Source organism: Streptomyces sp. NPDC020807 (assembly GCF_040641575.1).
Classification (GTDB): domain Bacteria; phylum Actinomycetota; class Actinomycetes; order Streptomycetales; family Streptomycetaceae; genus Streptomyces.
In genome coordinates, this window is record NZ_JBFADU010000035.1 from 22,136 (window position 1) to 38,842 (window position 16,707).

General features: G+C 73.1%; 15 protein-coding genes, 2 tRNA genes and 1 riboswitch. Of the genes, 8 read left to right on the plus strand and 9 right to left on the minus strand.

The annotated features are described in order from the left end of the window. The first annotated feature begins 119 nt into the window (after positions 1 to 119). A tRNA-Lys gene (locus AB0G79_RS31110) sits at positions 120 to 192 on the plus strand. 196 nt (positions 193 to 388) lie between these two features. Here AB0G79_RS31110 and AB0G79_RS31115 read toward each other — a convergent pair. The 7 genes from AB0G79_RS31115 to AB0G79_RS31145 form a co-directional block, all read right to left on the minus strand. Then, a complete protein-coding gene (locus tag AB0G79_RS31115; protein ID WP_360812399.1) occupies positions 389 to 1,000 on the minus strand; it encodes a hypothetical protein in 612 nt (203 codons plus the stop codon). After that, positions 997 to 2,286, minus strand: coding sequence for a hypothetical protein (locus AB0G79_RS31120; protein ID WP_360812401.1), 1,290 nt, complete (start codon positions 2,284 to 2,286; stop codon positions 997 to 999). Before AB0G79_RS31120 ends, AB0G79_RS31115 begins: the two co-directional genes overlap by 4 nt. 5 nt (positions 2,287 to 2,291) lie before the next feature. Continuing rightward, on the minus strand, positions 2,292 to 3,089 hold the full coding sequence (locus AB0G79_RS31125) for an ATP-binding cassette domain-containing protein (protein WP_360812403.1): 798 nt from the start codon (positions 3,087 to 3,089) through the stop codon (positions 2,292 to 2,294). Between the two features lie 10 nt (positions 3,090 to 3,099). Next, complete coding sequence (locus AB0G79_RS31130; protein ID WP_360812405.1) at positions 3,100 to 3,588, minus strand: hypothetical protein; 489 nt, start codon at positions 3,586 to 3,588, stop codon at positions 3,100 to 3,102. A gap of 226 nt (positions 3,589 to 3,814) precedes the next feature. Further along, on the minus strand, positions 3,815 to 4,228 hold the full coding sequence (locus AB0G79_RS31135) for a hypothetical protein (protein WP_360812407.1): 414 nt from the start codon (positions 4,226 to 4,228) through the stop codon (positions 3,815 to 3,817). A gap of 199 nt (positions 4,229 to 4,427) precedes the next feature. After that, entirely contained in the window at positions 4,428 to 4,880 is a 453-nt protein-coding gene (locus tag AB0G79_RS31140; protein WP_360812409.1) for a pyridoxamine 5'-phosphate oxidase family protein, read from the minus strand. A 15-nt stretch (positions 4,881 to 4,895) separates the two neighbouring features. Then, complete coding sequence (locus AB0G79_RS31145) at positions 4,896 to 5,255, minus strand: VOC family protein (protein WP_360812411.1); 360 nt, start codon at positions 5,253 to 5,255, stop codon at positions 4,896 to 4,898. Positions 5,256 to 5,422: 167 nt separating this feature from the next. On the opposite strand from AB0G79_RS31145, the gene AB0G79_RS31150 reads away from it, so the two are divergent. The 3 genes from AB0G79_RS31150 (at position 5,423) to AB0G79_RS31160 (ending at position 10,458) form a co-directional block, all read left to right on the plus strand. Further along, on the plus strand, positions 5,423 to 8,359 hold the full coding sequence (locus tag AB0G79_RS31150; protein ID WP_360812413.1) for a LuxR C-terminal-related transcriptional regulator: 2,937 nt from the start codon (positions 5,423 to 5,425) through the stop codon (positions 8,357 to 8,359). Positions 8,360 to 8,489: 130 nt separating this feature from the next. Continuing rightward, the gene (locus AB0G79_RS31155; protein ID WP_360812447.1) at positions 8,490 to 9,824 is read left to right on the plus strand and encodes a diacylglycerol kinase family protein; all 1,335 of its coding nucleotides are present in this window, start codon (positions 8,490 to 8,492) and stop codon (positions 9,822 to 9,824) included. 34 nt (positions 9,825 to 9,858) lie between these two features. Beyond that, positions 9,859 to 10,458: a phosphatase PAP2 family protein gene (locus AB0G79_RS31160; protein WP_360812415.1), complete on the plus strand. Its 600-nt coding sequence runs from the start codon at positions 9,859 to 9,861 to the stop codon at positions 10,456 to 10,458. Between the two features lie 90 nt (positions 10,459 to 10,548). On the opposite strand, the gene AB0G79_RS31165 is transcribed toward AB0G79_RS31160, so the two are convergent. Then, positions 10,549 to 11,847, minus strand: a complete 1,299-nt coding sequence (locus AB0G79_RS31165; RefSeq protein ID WP_360812417.1) for a DUF1254 domain-containing protein — start codon at positions 11,845 to 11,847, stop codon at positions 10,549 to 10,551. Between the two features lie 175 nt (positions 11,848 to 12,022). Next, a complete protein-coding gene (locus AB0G79_RS31170) occupies positions 12,023 to 12,931 on the minus strand; it encodes a sigma-70 family RNA polymerase sigma factor (protein WP_360812419.1) in 909 nt (302 codons plus the stop codon). 197 nt (positions 12,932 to 13,128) lie between these two features. On the opposite strand from AB0G79_RS31170, the gene AB0G79_RS31175 reads away from it, so the two are divergent. The 4 genes from AB0G79_RS31175 (at position 13,129) to AB0G79_RS31190 (ending at position 16,297) form a co-directional block, all read left to right on the plus strand. Then, positions 13,129 to 13,623, plus strand: coding sequence for a rhodanese-like domain-containing protein (locus AB0G79_RS31175; protein ID WP_360812421.1), 495 nt, complete (start codon positions 13,129 to 13,131; stop codon positions 13,621 to 13,623). An 85-nt stretch (positions 13,624 to 13,708) separates the two neighbouring features. Next, a tRNA-Met gene (locus tag AB0G79_RS31180) sits at positions 13,709 to 13,782 on the plus strand. Between the two features lie 143 nt (positions 13,783 to 13,925). Continuing rightward, positions 13,926 to 14,666, plus strand: coding sequence for a MerR family transcriptional regulator (locus AB0G79_RS31185; RefSeq protein WP_360812423.1), 741 nt, complete (start codon positions 13,926 to 13,928; stop codon positions 14,664 to 14,666). Positions 14,667 to 15,046: 380 nt separating this feature from the next. Next, the gene (locus tag AB0G79_RS31190) at positions 15,047 to 16,297 is read left to right on the plus strand and encodes a PP2C family protein-serine/threonine phosphatase (protein ID WP_360812449.1); all 1,251 of its coding nucleotides are present in this window, start codon (positions 15,047 to 15,049) and stop codon (positions 16,295 to 16,297) included. A gap of 240 nt (positions 16,298 to 16,537) precedes the next feature. After that, positions 16,538 to 16,702: riboswitch (cyclic di-AMP (ydaO/yuaA leader) on the plus strand. The last annotated feature ends 5 nt before the right edge of the window (positions 16,703 to 16,707 follow it).

Consider the following 16,707-nt stretch of genomic DNA (forward strand, 5'->3'; position numbering starts at 1 on the left):
TCCACGCACCCCCCGGAACCGTCGCCCGCAACGAGCACCGTGCGCACCACGCCTCGTGTCGGATACCCGATCGGTTCCGGGGGCCTGTCCGGCTATGCTGCTCAGGTGTGCTTGACCGAGGGCCGTTAGCTCAATTGGCAGAGCAGTGGACTTTTAATCCATTGGTTGTGGGTTCGAGTCCCACACGGCCTACCGATGGCGGGGGAGGGGTAGCCCTCTGACCTGCTGGGGAGCGCCCCACCTGGTTGCGATCGGGTGGGGCGCTCCGTCGTTCCAGGGCGGATGGATGAGCGATGCGTGAGCGGAGGGGCCGGGCAGGAGGCGGATCCGGCGGACTGCGGGGCCCTGACGGCCTCTCCGGCTACAGGCGCCACTTTCGACACACGCCCTAGGACTCCGCCCGGTCATCGGCGCTGGGTGGGGGTCCGGGCAGGAGGAGAGCGGCGAGCCACAACACGGCTGCGATGGTCAGGGCGCCTGGAGACGTCGCTGGATGGATGGACCAGGCCCACCATTCCGGGGTGTTGTCCACGCCCACGCCGAGCAGGAGGGTCGGGCCGAAGGTGGCCAGGGGTAGGAGCCAGGCCAGGCCGCTGCCGAAGAAGCGTGCGCTGATCACCGCGAGTCCCAGGTAGCCGGCCGCGTTGCGGACCGAGGCGGTGAAGACCTCGACGGGCAGGCCGAACGCCAGGGGCAGGGCCGTAAGGGCGGTGGCGAACAGGGTGAGCGCGACGAGCTGGAGGCGTCGGTAGAGGGGTACGGGGCGCGCCGACACATGCTCCAAGTCGGCCATCGGGGTGTGGAGGGTGGTCCCCAGGACGACGGCGTACGCGACGGGAACGACCGCCGCCACGGGTACGGCGTAGTCGACCAGGTGGCGGAAGTCGGGGATGTCCACCTGCCCGCGGGTGAACACGGCCGTGGCCAGGGCCACCACCGCTGCCGCGGCGGCCGCCCGCGGCAGGTTGCGGCTGCGGGCGTGCGCGAGGGCGGGGTTCACCGGGGCAGCGGGGGGACGGGGCGGCAGGCGTCGATCTCACGGGCCGCGGCGGTGAGCCACTGGTCCCGGGCGGCGGCAGGCGCCTTGAGGACACCTTCGAGAGCTCGGGAGAACTCCTCGCCGTAATAGGGAGCGGGGAACTCGGCGCGCGCGTAGACCACGGCCTGGAACAGGAACGTGTCGGGGTAGCCGCCAGCCGCCTTGAGCATGTGCGGTTCGCAGCCGCTGGGCGGCTGGGGCAGGGATGCGTCGAGCATCGCCCCGGTGAGGGAAGGGGAGTCCACGACCGGCCGGTATACCGGTAGCTCCGCGCTGCCGGGGCCCTCGGGCCGCAGACCTGTCTCGTAGAAGCTGCGGTTGAATCCGGAGAGGGAGCCGAGGGCGCCATCCACGGTACGGACCGCCGCCCGGGCCTGCGGGAGCAGATGGCTGTCGGCCGGCCACAGGCACGCCTTCGTACGCCCCTGGGTGACACAGAGGGGTTCGGCGGGCTGCTCGGCGCGGACGGCCCAGAACGGGTCGGGTACCGGAGCTCGGAAGGTCAGCAGGGCGCCTCCGGCCGTCGCCGCGACGATGGCCGGCACGATCAGAAGCGGGCCGGGAGAAGGCACCGCACGGCGCGCGAGAGCGGGCAGGGCAAGCAGGGCGAGGGCCGCGGCCGCGCACCAAGCGGTCGCGATCAACAGGCGAGTGGTGTGCGGCTGGAAGGTGGCGTCCCAGTGTTCGTCTATCGCCGGGAACAGAGCGGCGAGCGGCAGCTCCGGGACGAAGGCGAAGAACACGAACAGCCCGTACCAGAGCGCTCCCATGGCCGGGGCCGTGATCCGGGACGGAACGAGGGTGCCGGCGGCCACACCGGCGGCGATCTGGAGTGCGGTCATCGCCACGGCCAGCAGCAGCGGGGTCCACACGGGTTCGGTCACGTCGCTGACGCCGGCCGTGCGCTGGAAAGCCACGACGGTCATCAGGGCGTACACCGCCAGCGACCAGATCCAGGCCGCACCCCACAGGAGCAGGGCTTGTGACCAGCCTCCGCGTGGCGTGGTGTCGGACCAGGCGCTCGTGCGAGTGCGCCGGGCACGGCCCGCGGTCCACGCGGCGGCGGCACTCATCAAGGAGCCCATGACGATCACGCCGAAGACCTGGACCTTGATGCTGGTCTGGCCCCACCAGCCGACCCAGTCGCTCGTCGCGGCATCCGCCGAGACCAGGTACCAGACCCCGGACACCGCCGACAGAAGGGCCACCTTGCCCGCCTCGCCGCGCCGCATCTCGTGAAGCAGCACGCGGATCACGTCCGTACCCCGTTCTCCTGCACCACGGCCAGGTAGCCGGATTCCACCGCGGGGCCGTCGGGCGCGCTGCCGTCGTGGTCGGGGTTCTGGGCACACAGGTCGGCTGCGGTACCGGTGAAACGCAGCCGGCCGTCCAAGAGCACGTGGACACGGTCACAGACGTGGGCCACGTCCTCGGCGAGGTGAGTACTCATCACCACCGCCGAGCGCTCCCCGAGGTCACGGATGAGGGACCTGAACCCCACTCTCTGCGCGGGGTCAAGACCGACCGTCGGCTCGTCCAGGAGAACGAGGGCGGGGCGGTTCACCACGGCCTGCGCGATTCCGGCCCGGCGGAGCATTCCGCCGGACAGCGCGCCCATGCGCCGGTCCGCGTACTTCTCGAGCTCCACCAGACGCAGGGCCTCGCGCACGCGCTCCTGCCGTTGTCCACCTGGCACCTTGCGCAGCCAGGCCGCGTACTCCACGAACTCCCGCACCGTGAAGCGCGGATAGTAGCCGAAGGACTGAGGCAGCACGCCGATGCGCTCCCGGACCTTGCGCAGTCCGGCCCGGCCACGTACCGGCTCGTCGAGCAGGGACACCGTCCCCTCGTGCGGTCGCCTGGCAGTGCTCAGCAAGGAGAGCAGGGTGGTCTTGCCCGCGCCGTTGGGGCCGAGCAGGGCGGTGGTCCCGGAGTGGAACTCCGCGCGCACGCCGTCGAGGGCGACCACGGTCTTGTAGCGGACCGTGGCGCCCTCGACGACCGCGACCGGCGAGGCGCCGGTCGCGGCGATGTCACTGTCGACAGACACAGTTTCCCGATTAGTTCTCTGCGGCCACGTAGCCGTAGGCACGGCTGCCCGAAACACCGGCCCACGTGGCCTTCGTGTAGTACTTGCCACCCGTGGTGGTGCCCCCGTAGGAACCGCACCCGTAGGCCGAAGAGTAGCCGCGGGAGGTGGAAGCGATCTGCGGATCGGGCATGAGCGACTTGTCCTGGTACACGTAGCCGCTGAACGTCTTCAAGTCGGACGTGGGGACGTCGCCACACGCCCTGGCGTGACCGGAGCTCGGGCCGTTCCAGCGCTCGCCGTCTTCCTTGGACCCGGCGGTCGCGATCGAAAACGTCAGCCGACTGCCGCTGATCTCACCGGCAACGGCGATACCGGCCGGAAGAGCCAGAGCAGCGGCGATTCCTGCGACGGCTATGCGCTTACGCATGAGCATCTTGATGTTCCCCCCTCGCTTGATCTTCGCGAACGGGAGGGACCGTAACCCGAGCCCGATCACGACCAACGTGACGCTGTTCACATTGCGTACGAGATGGCTGAAAGTCGAAAGTGCGGGACTTTCTGACCAGGGCAGAGGACTTCCGCAACGATCGATTGACGCAAAGAGCTCATCGGGGCATCCGTAGAGCGCGGTCCAAGTTCAGAGAACACGGAACAAGCCGCCCAAGCTCACAGCTCTTCGTCATGCAGATACGACTCGGCCTCGTCGAGTCGGGCCCGTTCGGTGGTGCGGCTCCGGAGGCGCGTCAGGCGGGCAGCGGGTGGGGCCACCACGCCGGGACGTTGTCGGGGGCGCAGCTGCCGTTCGTGTCGTTGCCGACCCCGAGCGGCGTGCCCAGCCAGGCGAAGTGGGCGAGCGCGAGGGCCACGAGCGCGACCACGAGGGTCGTGCCGGGGACGAGCAGGCGGACCGGCGGGGGTGCGGACCGGAGTACCGCGGCCGGTACCGTCCACGCGGCGAGTGCCGTGAACGTCGCGGCGAGGACGGTGAGCGGCGCTTCCCAGGTCCACCAGTCGAACAGGCTGGGGTGCTCCCGGAGGACGACGGCGCAGGTCCGCCGCGCGGCCCGGGAAAGCCGATGGGCCCCGTACCCGGCCGCCGCCCCGGCGAGCAGCGTCAGACATCCGGCCGTCCAGGGCGGGTCGTCACGTTTCCGCATGCTGGTGCAGGACGCACCGCACGCGGGGAAGGTTCCCGGGGGCGGGAGTTGACCGGCGCGCGGCCCCCTGAGCGGCTCAGGGGGCTCCGGGGCCTCAGGGGGCGTGGGGGCGCGGGGTTGGGTTCGGCCGTCTGGGTGTCGGCGTGCGGGCGGGGGTGTGCGGGTGGGGGTGTGCGGGGCGGTGGTCGGCGTTTCGGGGTTACGGCAGGGGGTGGCCCGCGCGCATCAGTTCGCGGTCCGGGAGTTCGTCCACCTCGCGCCATGCCTGGACGCGGTGCGGGGTGATGCGGAACCAGCGGTACGGGGTGGTCAGTGTGCGCGGGTCGAAGCCCGTGCGTTCGGCGAACCGGTCACCCCGGTCCCGCGGCAGCGCGTCCATCTCCAGGACCTCCACCGTGCCGTCGATCATCGACACGTCGCGGGTGTGCCCGAGACCGACGCGGACGCGCCGGGTCGCGGCCATGTTCCGGCCGGTCGGGCTGTTCGCCGGGGTCGAGACCAGCAGGGCCTCGCCGTCCCAGTCGAAGGAGAGCGGTACGAGGTAGGGCAGGCCGTCCGCCGAGGCGCTGGCCACCCAGACGTCGACGTCGTGGGCGAGCCGGTGCTCCGTGTCGTGGCGGCGCTGGGCGCGGGAGCGGGGTGCGGTCGTCATCGGTCGGCGCTCGGCTCAGCTGTCCTGGACGAGGCCGAGGAGGTTGCCGTCCGCGTCGAGGACGGTGGCGACGAGCCGGCCGCCGCCGACGTCGTTCGCCGGGTCCTTCACGGTGGCGCCCGCGGCGGTGAGCTCGCCGAGCTTCGTCTCGATGTCGTCCACGTGCCAGTAGGCGACCGGGGAGGTCAGCCCCTGCGGGCCGCCGCCGGGGAGCAGGCCGATGTGCTGGCCGGCGGCCTCGAAGCCGACGTAGTACGGGCCGTCGACCTGCGGCTCGACGCCGAGGAGGGCGGAGTAGACGGCCTTGGCCTTGTCGAGGTCGGAGACGGGGTGGAGGACGGTCTTGATGCCCTGGGTGGGGGACGTACCGGTCATGGTGGGTGCTCCTGGCGATCGTTCGGCGTTGGCCTTCCGGCCGTTTGGCGTGGTTCCACCTTCGGCCACGGCGGCGGATCCCGCCTCCGTGGTGACCACGGAAAGCACCACGGAAAGCACCACGGAAAGCACCACGGAGTCGCGGGGACTCGGTCGATACTGATCACGTGACCACCCCAGCGATCTCGTCCCGGGAAGCCGAGGTGCTCGCGCTCCTCGGGGAGCACCTCAGCAACGCGGAGATCTCCGCGCGGTTGTTCATCTCCGTACGGACGGTGGAGTCGCACGTCTCCTCGCTGCTGCGGAAGCTGGAGCTCCCGGACCGGCGGGCGCTCTCGCGCCGCGCCGCGGAGCGGGCCCCGGCCGCGCTCGCGCCCGCCCCCCTCCCCGCGCCGCTGACGGCGTTCGTCGGGCGGGTACGGGAGCGGGGCGAGCTGGCGGCGGCGGTGAAGGCGTACCGCCAGGTTACGGCGGTCGGACCGGGCGGCGTGGGCAAGACCCGCCTCGCGCTCGCGGTGGCGGCGGAGCTCGCGGCCGACTTCGCCGACGGGGTGTGGTTCGTCGACCTGGCGCCGGTCGACGACCCCGGCCGGGTGGGCGCGGCGGTCGCCGCGGCGGTGGGCGTCGGCGAACAGCCGGGCCGCGGTGTGGACGACACGGTGGTGGCCGCGCTCGCGGACCGGCGGGCGCTGCTCGTCTGGGACAACTGCGAGCAGGTACGGGACGGGGTGGCGCCGTTCCTGGAACGGCTGCTCGCGGCCTGCCCGGGCGTCCGGGTCCTGGTGACGAGCCGGGCACGGCTCATGGTGCCGTTCGAACGGGTCTTCCCGGTGCCGCCGCTGTCGCGGGACGGGGGAGGGGAGTCGGAGGCGGTGGAGCTGTTCCTGGAACGGGCGGAGGCGGTCGGGCTCGTACCGTCGTCGGACCCGGCGGTACGGGACGCGGTCGTCGCGCTGTGCGAACGGCTCGACGGGATGGCGCTCGCGATCGAACTGGCGGCGGCGCGGTGGCCGACGCTCGGTCTGGACGGGCTGGTGGCCGGGCTCTCCGACCAGCTGAGGATCCTGTCCGGCGGTCCGAGGGCCGCCGACCGGCACCGGTCGGTGCGCGCGGTCCTGGACTGGAGCCACGACCTGCTCGCGCCGGCCGACCGGGCGCTGCTGCGTAGGGTGTCGGTCTTCGCGCTGCCGTTCACGGCGGGCGCGGCGGCCGAGGTGGCGGGGTTCGCCCCGCTGGCGGCGGCCGACGTCGCGGACGGTCTGGCGCGGCTGGCGGAGCAGAGCCTGCTCGCGGTGGTGCCGTCCGCTGGGGGCACGCGCTACCGGGCCCTGGAGACGATCCGCCAGTACGGCGCCGAGCGCCTGACGGAGGAGGACGAGACGGCGACGGCCCGGGCCCGCCATCTGGGCTGGTCGCTGTCGGCGGCTTCGGCCCTGCTTCCGGCGGCGGCCCTGCCGCCGATGACGGAGGGGTGGGCCCACGCGGCCGCCCCGGCGACGCAGGACGCGGACTGGCGGCCGCGCTTCGACGCCGTGGCGGAGGACCTCAGGGCGGCCCTGACCTGGGCCGTCTCCCGCCCGGAGCACCGTGCGGACGCCCATCGCCTGGCCCTCGCCCTGGCGGAGGCGTCGTTCACGCGCAACCTCCTCGGGGAGTCCCAGGCCCGGTACGAGCAGGCCGCCGCGCTCGACGACACCGACCCGGCCGCCCCCCTCCGCCAGGCCGCCGCGGTGGCCGGCTGCCGCCGCCTGGGCGACGACATGCACCGCCTCCACCGCGCGGCCGCCGAAGCGGCCGAGGCGTCGGGCGACCTCGCCGCCGCGGCCCGCGACCTGGCGACGGCGGCGACGACGGCGTACCGCTTCTCCAGCGAGTTCATCCGCCTCCCGCCCCCGGACGAGATACGCGCGCTCCTGGCGAAGGCCCGGGAACTCCAGCGGCACCGGGCCGCCGACCCGGCTTCCGACCCCATTCCCACCTCCGACCCCACCCCCACCTCCGCCCCCACTCCCACCTCCGCCCCCACCCGCACCTCCGCCGCCGCGCTCGCGCTCGCTCGTGCCGCCGTCGACTTCGACGCCTTCGGGTCCGTTCAGGGCGGTACCGAGAACAGCATCGACGAGACCGTCGCCTGTGCCGAGGAGGCCGTGCTGCTGGCGCGGGAGGCCGGGGACCCCGTGGCCGAGTCCGCCGCGCTCGACGCGCTGTCGGGGGCACGGAGCTGGGCGGGGGACGCGTTCGGGGCCGCCGGGGCGGCGCGGCGGCGGGTCGCGCTCCTCGGACCGCTCGCCCCGGCCCCCGCCCGTACGCACGAGCTGCTCGACGCGCTCGCCATGGCCTCCGGCACCGCCCTCGGCGTCGGCGCCCTCGCGGACGCTCGCCGGTACGGGCGGGAGCTCGCCGGGCATCCGCTGCTCGCCGAGGTGGGGCACCACGCCACCTCCTGGCTCCTCGTCGCGGACGCCTTCGCCGGCCGCGTCGAGGACGTGCTCACCGGCAGCGCCCGGTTCCTCGACGCCTGGGAGCGGACCGGCCGCCAGCAGTCCTTCTCGCTCGGCCCGGCCGCCGCCTCCGTCGCCCTGGTCCACGGCCTGCGCGGCGACCGGGCCGCCCGCGAGGAGTGGCTCGCGATCGTGGGACGGGCGGGTACGGCCGAGGAGTACCGCCACGGCTACGGCGCCCTCCTCGACGCCCAGCTCCTGCTCCACGAGGGCGACGCGCCCGCCGCGTTCGACCGGCTCGCGCCCGAGCCGGAGGACGTGTGGAAGTGGGTCACCTGGGTCTGGCTCCACTGGTACGTCTCCGTCAGGGCCGAGGCCTCGGTCCTCGCCGGGCACCCGGACACCGTCGCCAGGGCCCGTATCGCCGCCGCCCGGCCCGTCGTCACCGGCAATCCCGTCGCCACCGCCCACCTGGACCGCGCCGAGGCCCTCCTCGACGGCGACCTCCCGCGCCTGCTCGCCACGGCGACGGCCTTCGAGGCGGCCGGTTCGCGCTACCAGGCGGCTCGTTCCCTGCTGCTCGCCGGGGACGAGCACGCGGACAGGGGCGCGGAACTCCTCGGGTGTCTCGGGCTGGTTCCGGGGCAGGGAGTAACCCCGTGATCTTTTTACGCCGAAAGGGTCACCCCGACGCGCGACCTGGGGGACCGTGAAGGAGTGTGGATCCGGAGTACGGAGGTGGTGGGGCGTGGAGGGGCTGGACTCGGTGACGACGAACCAGGCGGGTGATCCGATGCGGGCTGCCCGGCGGATGGCGCGGTGCGCGCTCGCGGCGGCCGCCGCATCCGTCGCGGTGCTCCTGACGGCCCTGGGCGGCGGCCTCCTGATCCTCCTGAGCGGTCTCGTCGGCCTCGCCGTCTCCGCCGTCGGCATCTGGTGGTTCCTCGCGCACCGCGGCCCGCTGCGCTTCCTCGGCGCGCTCCTCGCGCTCGGCGCGCCGGCCGCGGTCTTCGCGCTGTACGTCGTCGGCGGCGTCTGGCTCACCGCGCTGGTGGCGCTCGGCCTCTGGTCCGTCTCCCTCTTCTGCGCCCGTGCCGCCCTGCGCCGCCCGGACGTCGACCGGACGCTCGTGATGCGCGGCGAACCGGCGGCCCCGCCACGCAACCCCGTCCTGATCATGAACCCGAAGTCCGGCGGCGGGAAGGTCGCGCGCTTCGACCTCGTCGCCCGCGCCGAGGCGCTCGGCGCGCGGGTGGTGCTGATCGACCCGAGCACGCACCCCGACGTCACCGCGCTCGCCCGCAAGGCCGTCGCCGACGGCGCCGACCTGCTCGGCGTGGCCGGCGGCGACGGCACGCAGGCGCTGGTCGCCGAGGTCGCCGCCGAGCACGACCTGCCGTTCCTCGTCATCTCGGCCGGCACCCGCAACCACTTCGCGATGGACCTCGGCCTCGACCGCACCGACCCGTCGACGTGCCTCGACGCCCTGACGGACGGCGAGGAGCTCCGGGTCGACCTCGGCTCCGTCTCCGGGCGGCCGTTCGTGAACACGGTCTCCTTCGGGGTGTACGCGGAGGTCGTGCAGCACCCGGACTACCGCGACGCGAAGGCCGGCACCGCCCTCGCCACCCTCCCCGACCTGCTCCAGGGCGGCGACGGGGACCGTCTCGACGCGACCGCCGACACCACCCGGCTCCCCGGGCAGCAGGCGCTCCTCGTCAGCAACAACCCGTACGCCGCTCCCGACCTCATCGACACCACCGAGGCCCACCGCCCGCGCCTCGACCTGGGCGCGCTCGGGGTCATCGGCATCCGCGTGGACGGCGCGGCGCAGGCCGCCGAGCTGGCGGTACGGGGCACCCAGGCGACCGGCCTGAACGTGCTGACGGCCCAGAGGGTCGAGGTCGTGGCCGATCCGAGGACTCCGAGGACCCCCGAGGGGGCCACCATGATCTCCGTCGCCGTCGACGGCGAGGCCCTCACCCTCCCCACCCCCGTCGTCTGCACCCTGCGCCCCGGCGCGCTGCGCGTCCGCGTCCCCCGGGACCGGCCCGGGACGGTGGTGCCGCCGCCGCCCCTCGACTGGCGCCGGATCACGGCTCTCGCCTTCCACACGCCCAAGAAATGACGCCCCACCAGAAATGATCGAGCAAGGAGTCGGCATGACGACGGACACGACAGCGGAGAAGGCCGAGCCCAGGACCACTCTCCGGGCCGTCCTGCACGACCTCCGCGCCGTCGACGGTGCCGTCTACGCGGCCGTGGCCGCCACCCCCACGCCCACCCTCGACACGGCGCTGCGCCGCCTGTCCACGGCGGCCAACCACTCGAAGATCTCGTTCGCCGTCGCCGCCGGACTCGCCCTCCTCCCGGGCCGGCCCCGCGTCGCCGCGCTCGCGGGAGTCGGGGCCGTGGCCGTGGCCTCGACCTCGGCCAACCTCCTCGGCAAGCGGCTGGTCCGCAGGCCGCGACCGGACCGGGAGGCGGCGCGTGTCGTGGTGGGCCGGCACGTCCCGATGCCCGACTCGGCCTCGTTCCCCTCCGGGCACACCGCGTCGGCGGTCGCCTTCGCGACCGCCGTGGGCGTCGTCATCCCGCCCGCCGCCGTGCCGCTCGGCGTCCTCGCCGGGGCGGTGGGCTACTCACGGGTGCACACCGGCGTCCACTACCCCGGCGACGTCCTCGCGGGCGCCGTCCTCGGCATCGCGAGCGGCGCGGTCTCCCTGGGCGCGGTGTCGTGGGCGGCCCGCAGGAGGAAGTGACCCGCGGGCCCTTGTCCGTCGGGCCGATGCCCGTGAGTCCGTCGGCCGGGTGAGTCCGTCGGGCCGATGCCCGTGAGTCCGTCGGCCGCGTCAGTCCGTCGACCGCGTCAGCGGCGGCAGGGTCCAGGAGCCGTCGAGGACCGGGGCCTCGGGGCCGTACACCCGCAGGATCAGGCTGAACGGCCCGTCGGGTACGGGCAGCCAGTTCGCCGCCTCCTTGGGGTCGCTCGGGCGGTCCTTCCGCAGGTGGAGGGTGAGGCCGCCGTCGTCGTCGTACACGAGCCCCGGCGTCCGGTCGCCGATCGAGTAGCGGTCGATCTCGTTGGCGACGAGGAACCGGTCGGGCAGCCGGTAGGCGGTGAGGGACCAGAAGAAGCGGGCCGGGGGCAGGTGCCCGGCCGGGAAGTGGACGACGTGGCCGTGACCGGCCCCGGTCGGCGGTTCGTCGCCCTGGTCGTCGCCGAGCCAGGCGCCGTACCAGGCCTCGGCGGCGGGAAGCCCGTACAGCCCCGTCGCGGCGGAGAACGCCCGGACGAGGTGGTCGCCGCCGAGCTCCGCGCGCGTGCCGAAGCGGTGGACGGAGCGGTCGGCCGCCGCCAGACGGGCGCGGCCGTCGGCGATGCCCTGCTCGACCGCCTCCCCGATCTCCGGGGGGAGCGCGGCCGGTTCGAACTCGCCCGTGCCCGACACCCCGAGCGCCGCGAGGCGGTCGCGGAGTCCGCGCTCCGCCTCCAGGACGGGGAAGAAGCCGAGGAGGAAGTCGAGGAGTGTGAAGAACTCGACGTTCCCGAGGTCCTCCTCGCGCCAGACCGGCCACACCGGCTCGTCGACGGGGTGCGGGGCGGCCGTGTCCGCGTACGTGGAGAGGGGGCGGAGCCCGTACCCCTCCTGGACCGCGCGCAGGGCGGGAACGTCCTCGGGGCCGGCCAGGTAGGTGCGGCCGATGATCCCGACGAGGAAGGAGTCGGCGCGCAGGATCCCGGTGATCCCGGCGGGGACGGCGCCGGTCCACCCCGGGCCCGCGACCAGGTAGTCGCCCGGCCCCTGGCCGGTGGTCCGGGAGCCGACGTACCCGACGTACGCGGTGTCGATGTCGTGCACCGGGAGGACGTAGTAGCGGTCGACGGCCGGGACGGAGATCACGTACGGCTCCGCGCGCAGGTCGAGCCAGGCCGTGGAGTACGGGGTGTCGTTGTTCGGGGTCACGACGTCGGTGTCGGCCGGGGTGAACGGTTCCGCGTGGTGCCGGAAGCGGCCGAACCCGCCGCCCTTCTCCGGGTCGGCGGCGACCGCCTGCGCGTAGATCGTGCGGTAGTTGTCGAGGATCGGGAGGCCCCAGATCCAGGCGTCGGCCGCCGTACGGCGGGCCTCCTCGGGAGACGGCTGCACGATGTTCCACCTTTGCGGGACTCTGCATCACAACAGGACAAGAGGGAGCCAACTCGTACAAATTCGCACGAATGACCCCCTCTCGCACGTGGTGCGCCCACAGGTCGCGACGGCGGGCTGCACCGCCCGCAGGTCGCGACGGCGGGCTGCACTGCCCGCAGGTCGCGACGGCGGACTACACCGCCCGCGCCAGCTCCTCCTCCGTCAGGCCGAGCGCGGCGACCCGCTCCGGGTCCGCCAGGATCTGGAGCTCGACGATCCGGTCCCCGGCGATCGTGAACGACATGAGCACGGTCGCGCGGCCGTCGACGACCGCCACGAACGCGGGCGCGCCGTTGGCCACGACCGGCAGCGACGCCTGCTTGAACCGCGCGTACATGAGCGCCTGGGCGACGACCGCCTCGGCGCCCCTGACCAGCTTGGACGCGGCGGCGAGGAGCGTGCCGCCGTCCGCCCGGAGGACGACGTCGGGGTCGAGGACGGCGAGCAGCCCCTCGAAGTCCCCGCCGTTCGCGGCGGCGAGGAAGGCGTCGGCGATCTCGCGCTGCCGGCGCGCGTCGGGACCGGCGGCCGGGGACGCGTCCTGCACCCGGCGCCGGGCCCGGCTGGCGAGCTGGCGGGTGGCGGCCGGGGTGCGGTCCACGATCCGCGCGATCTCGTCGAAGGAGACGGCGAACATGTCGTGGAGCACGAACGCGATCCGCTCGGCCGGCGACAGGGTCTCCAGGACGACGAGGAGCGCGAGCCCGACGGACTCGGTGAGCTCGGCGGCGTACTCCGGGTCGGTGGCCTCCGCGGCGCTGACGATCGGGTCCGGGACGTAGTACTCCAGCGGGTCCTCGCGCCGCGAGCCCCGGGAGCGCAGCATGTCGAGGCAGACGCGGCCGACGACCGTCGTCAGCCAGCCGCTCAGGTTCCCGACGCCGCCGATGTCGGCGCGGCTGAGCTTGAACCAGGTCTCCTGGACGGCGTCCTCGGCCTCGCTCACGGAGCCCAGCATCCGGTAGGCCACGGCCCTCAGATGGCCCCGGTCGGCCTCGAAGCGCCGGGCGAGCAGTTCCTTCTCGCCGCTCTCGATGTCCATCTCCGCACCATCCCCCATCGTGTCCGAAATGATCAGTCGTGATCATCGCCTGTGCGGGGGCGAAAGTGGCGTCGACGGTCCCGGTGCGTGAGATCCCCGGCCGAGCGGCGCCAAGGCCCGGGATTCCCCGGCCGCCGCGCCCGACTGCCGTGGTTCCTCACTTCAGACCGATGATCGTCGTCCGTAGATTTATGGCCATGACGACGACAACGCCGCAGGTCAACCCCGTCCTCCGCACCGCCCCGGCCTCGCCCGCCGCCGCGGTCGCGTACTTCTCCGCCAGCCTCGCCTTCCACGCCGACGTCTCCGACGTCGCCTCGGCGCTCGCCACCGCGACGGCCGAGGGCACGGACCCCGGCTTCGTCGTCATCGACTCCCGCTCCACCGCCTCCTGGGACCAGGGCCACATCCCCGGCGCGATCCACCTGCCGACCGCCCTGATCGCGGAGCAGGCCGAGCAGCTCCTCGACAAGTCCGTCCCCGTCGTCACCTACTGCTGGGGCCCGGGCTGCAACGGCGCCACGCGCTCCGCGCTGGCCCTCGCCGAGCGGGGGTTCCAGGTGAAGGAGATGCTCGGCGGCTTCGAGTACTGGGTCCGCGAGGGCTTCGCGTACGAGACCTGGGAGGGCCCGGCGGAGAAGGCGGCGGACCCGCTGACGGCGCCGGTCGACTCCGACGACTGCGGCTGCTGAGCACGCCGGACGCACCCCCGGCGCACGCCGGACGGGAACGGATTTCGTGATCGCCCCACCCATGGCGTAGAGTCGGGTTTACCGACGCGGGGTGGAGCAGCTCGGTAGCTCGCTGGGCTCATAACCCAGAGGTCGCAGGTTCAAATCCTGTCCCCGCTACTCAGTAGCAACGAAGGCCCGGATCGTGAAAACGATCCGGGCCTTCGTCGTGTGCCCCTTTTCTCGGCTCGACCCTTTTCTCGGCCTGACCCCCTTTTTCTCGGCTTGACCTTTACGCAACGTCAAGATCTACCGTTTTCGTCATGGAGTGGTCGATCCAGGAGATCGCCAAGAAGGCCGGCACCACCAGCCGCACCCTCCGCCACTACGGCGAGCGCGGACTGCTGGAACCGAGCCGGATCGGCGCGAACGGTTACCGGTACTACGACGAGGCGGGGCTCGTACGCCTCCAGCGCATCCTGCTGCTGCGGGAGCTCGGGCTCTCGCTGCCCGCCATCGCCGAGGTCCTCGCGGGGCAGCGCGACACGTCCGCCGCCCTGCGGACCCACCTCGCCCTCCTGGAGCGGGAACGCGAACGCATCGGACGCCAGATCGCGTCCGTGCGGACCACTCTCCACAAGACCGAGAACGGAGAAGAGCTCATGGCGGAGGAAGTGTTCGACGGCTTCGACCACGCGCGGTACGAGGGCGAGGTCACCGAGCGCTGGGGCCGCGAGGCGTACGAGAAGGGCGACCGCTGGTGGCGCTCGCTCGACGCCGCGCAGAAGAAGGCGTTCATGGACGAGCAGGCCGGCATCGCCCGCGACTTCGGGCAGGCGGCGCGGGACGGCCTCGCGGCCGACAGCGACGAGGTGCAGGCGATCGCGCGCCGCCAGATCGCCTGGCTGTCGACGACGTCGACGGTGACGAAGGAGTACGTGGTCGGGCTCGGACAGATGTACGTCGACGACCCGCGCTTCACCGCGAACTACGACAAGCACGGAGAGGGCACCGCGCTCCTCGTCAGGGACGCGATGGCGGTCTACGCCGAGCGGAACCTCTGACCCCTCGGGGCTCCGCTGCCCGAAGTGAGCGGTGGCCGAAACCGGGCCGGCTCTTTGCGGGCGCGTCCTGCCCCACCGTAGCGTCGCCCGCACTGTGAGTGAGTGACGTGCGGATGATCGACGCGTGAGCGACATGAGCCGGCGGGCGCCCGCCGTGCTCGTCCTGCTCGCGCCGCGGCCGCGTACGTACGCCAGTCGGCCCCGTGGAGGTCGCCGCCCGCTGCGGCGGCGGCCACCCTGGGGAGGACGCGGTACGACACCGGCCGGGCAGGAGAGCACAGGTGGGTCACCCCCTAGGAGCGGCGGGCGGCGGGCGGCTCCGTACGGGTGGCGGCAAGGACGGCCGCCCGTACGGCGGCGCCCGGCGCTTCCTCCGCGCGCTGCCCCCGCTGATCATCGTCGGCGGGGTCGTCTTCGACGTGCTGACCCCGCCCTCGTACACCGCAGCCCCGCTCTTCTCCGCCGCCCCGCTGATCGCCGCGCCGTTCTTCTCGACGCTCACGACCCTGCTCACCGGGATCGCCGCGATCCTCGCCTCCTTCGGCCTGCACCTCTACAACGGGACCGTCGACGAGATCCCGGCCCTCACCGAGACCCTGACGGTCGTCACCGTCTCGGCGCTCGCGATGCTCATCAACCGGGTCGTGCGCCGCAGCGGTGAACGGCTCGCGTCCGCGCGGGTCATCGCGGAGACCGCGCAGAAGGCGGTGCTGCCCGCGCCCGCCGAGCGGATCGGCGGGCTCCAGTGCGCGGCCCGGTACGAGGCGGCGCAGGCGGACGCGTTCATCGGCGGCGACCTGTTCGCCGTCCAGGACACCCCGTTCGGGGTGCGGCTCGTCGTCGGGGACGTCCGGGGCAAGGGCATGGACGCGGTCGAGGCGGTGGCCGTCGTCATCGGCGCGTTCCGCGAGGCGGCCGAGCAGGAACGGAGCCTGGAGGGCGTCGCGCACCGGCTGGAACGGGCGCTGGCCCGCGAGGGCACCCGCAGGGACGGGCTCGACGCGTTCGAGGGGTTCACGACGGCGGTCCTCGCGGAGATCCCGAGGACGGAGATCCCGAGGACGAAGACGCCGACGGGGACGGACGCCGCGGGCGACGGCACGACCGACGACGGTACGACGGACGACGGTACGACGGACGACGGTACGACGGACGACGGCACGAGAGGCGACGGCACGAGAGGCGACGGCACGACGGACGACGGCGCGACCGTACGGATCGTCAACCGCGGCCATCCGCCGCCGCTGCTCCTCTCCATGGACGGGAGCCTGGACGTCCTGGATCCGACGGAGCCCGCGCTGCCGCTCGGCATGGGCGAGCTGGCGGTCTGGCCGGACCGCGTCGAGGAACGCCCGTACCCCCGGGGCGCGACGCTCCTCTTCTACACGGACGGGCTCTCGGAGGCGCGGAACGCGGCGGGCGTCTTCTACGACCCGGCGCGCCGGCTCGCGGGGCGGATCTTCCCGGGGCCCGAGGAGCTGCTCGACGCGCTCGTGGACGACGTACGGCTCCACACGGGCGGCGAGTCGACGGACGACATGGCGCTGCTCGCGCTGAGCCGTCCGGCGACGGGGCAGCCGGAGCGGCGGCGGACGATGCCGGTGGTGCCGCCCGAGGGCTCGGGCCGGTGACCTCGGCGGGGTCGGTGACCATGGGTAGTCGAGGGGTCTCACTGGGATAACAATTGACATAACGTCAGATCGCCGGGGTTTGCGAAGTGCCCCGATCCCCCTTTCTGAAGGGTGGTCAACTCGGGCGATAACCCACCAATTCAATGAACGATCACCGGGAACGGCTTGGAATCGGGACCCCGTGTCTATTAACGTTCGATAACGCAGCGCGGTCGTCCCAGCCGTCGCAAGAGACGGCACCGTGCGCACGCGCCGAATCCCGAAAGGGAACCGGGGAACCACCACTTGGGGTGAATCGAGCCCATGCGCACCCGTGCGGAACACGCACCCGTGCGACCGGGCCCGTAGGAGACCTTCCTGCTCCGAACCCGTCAGCTAACCCGGTAGGCGAGAAGGAAGGAAAGGAGCGC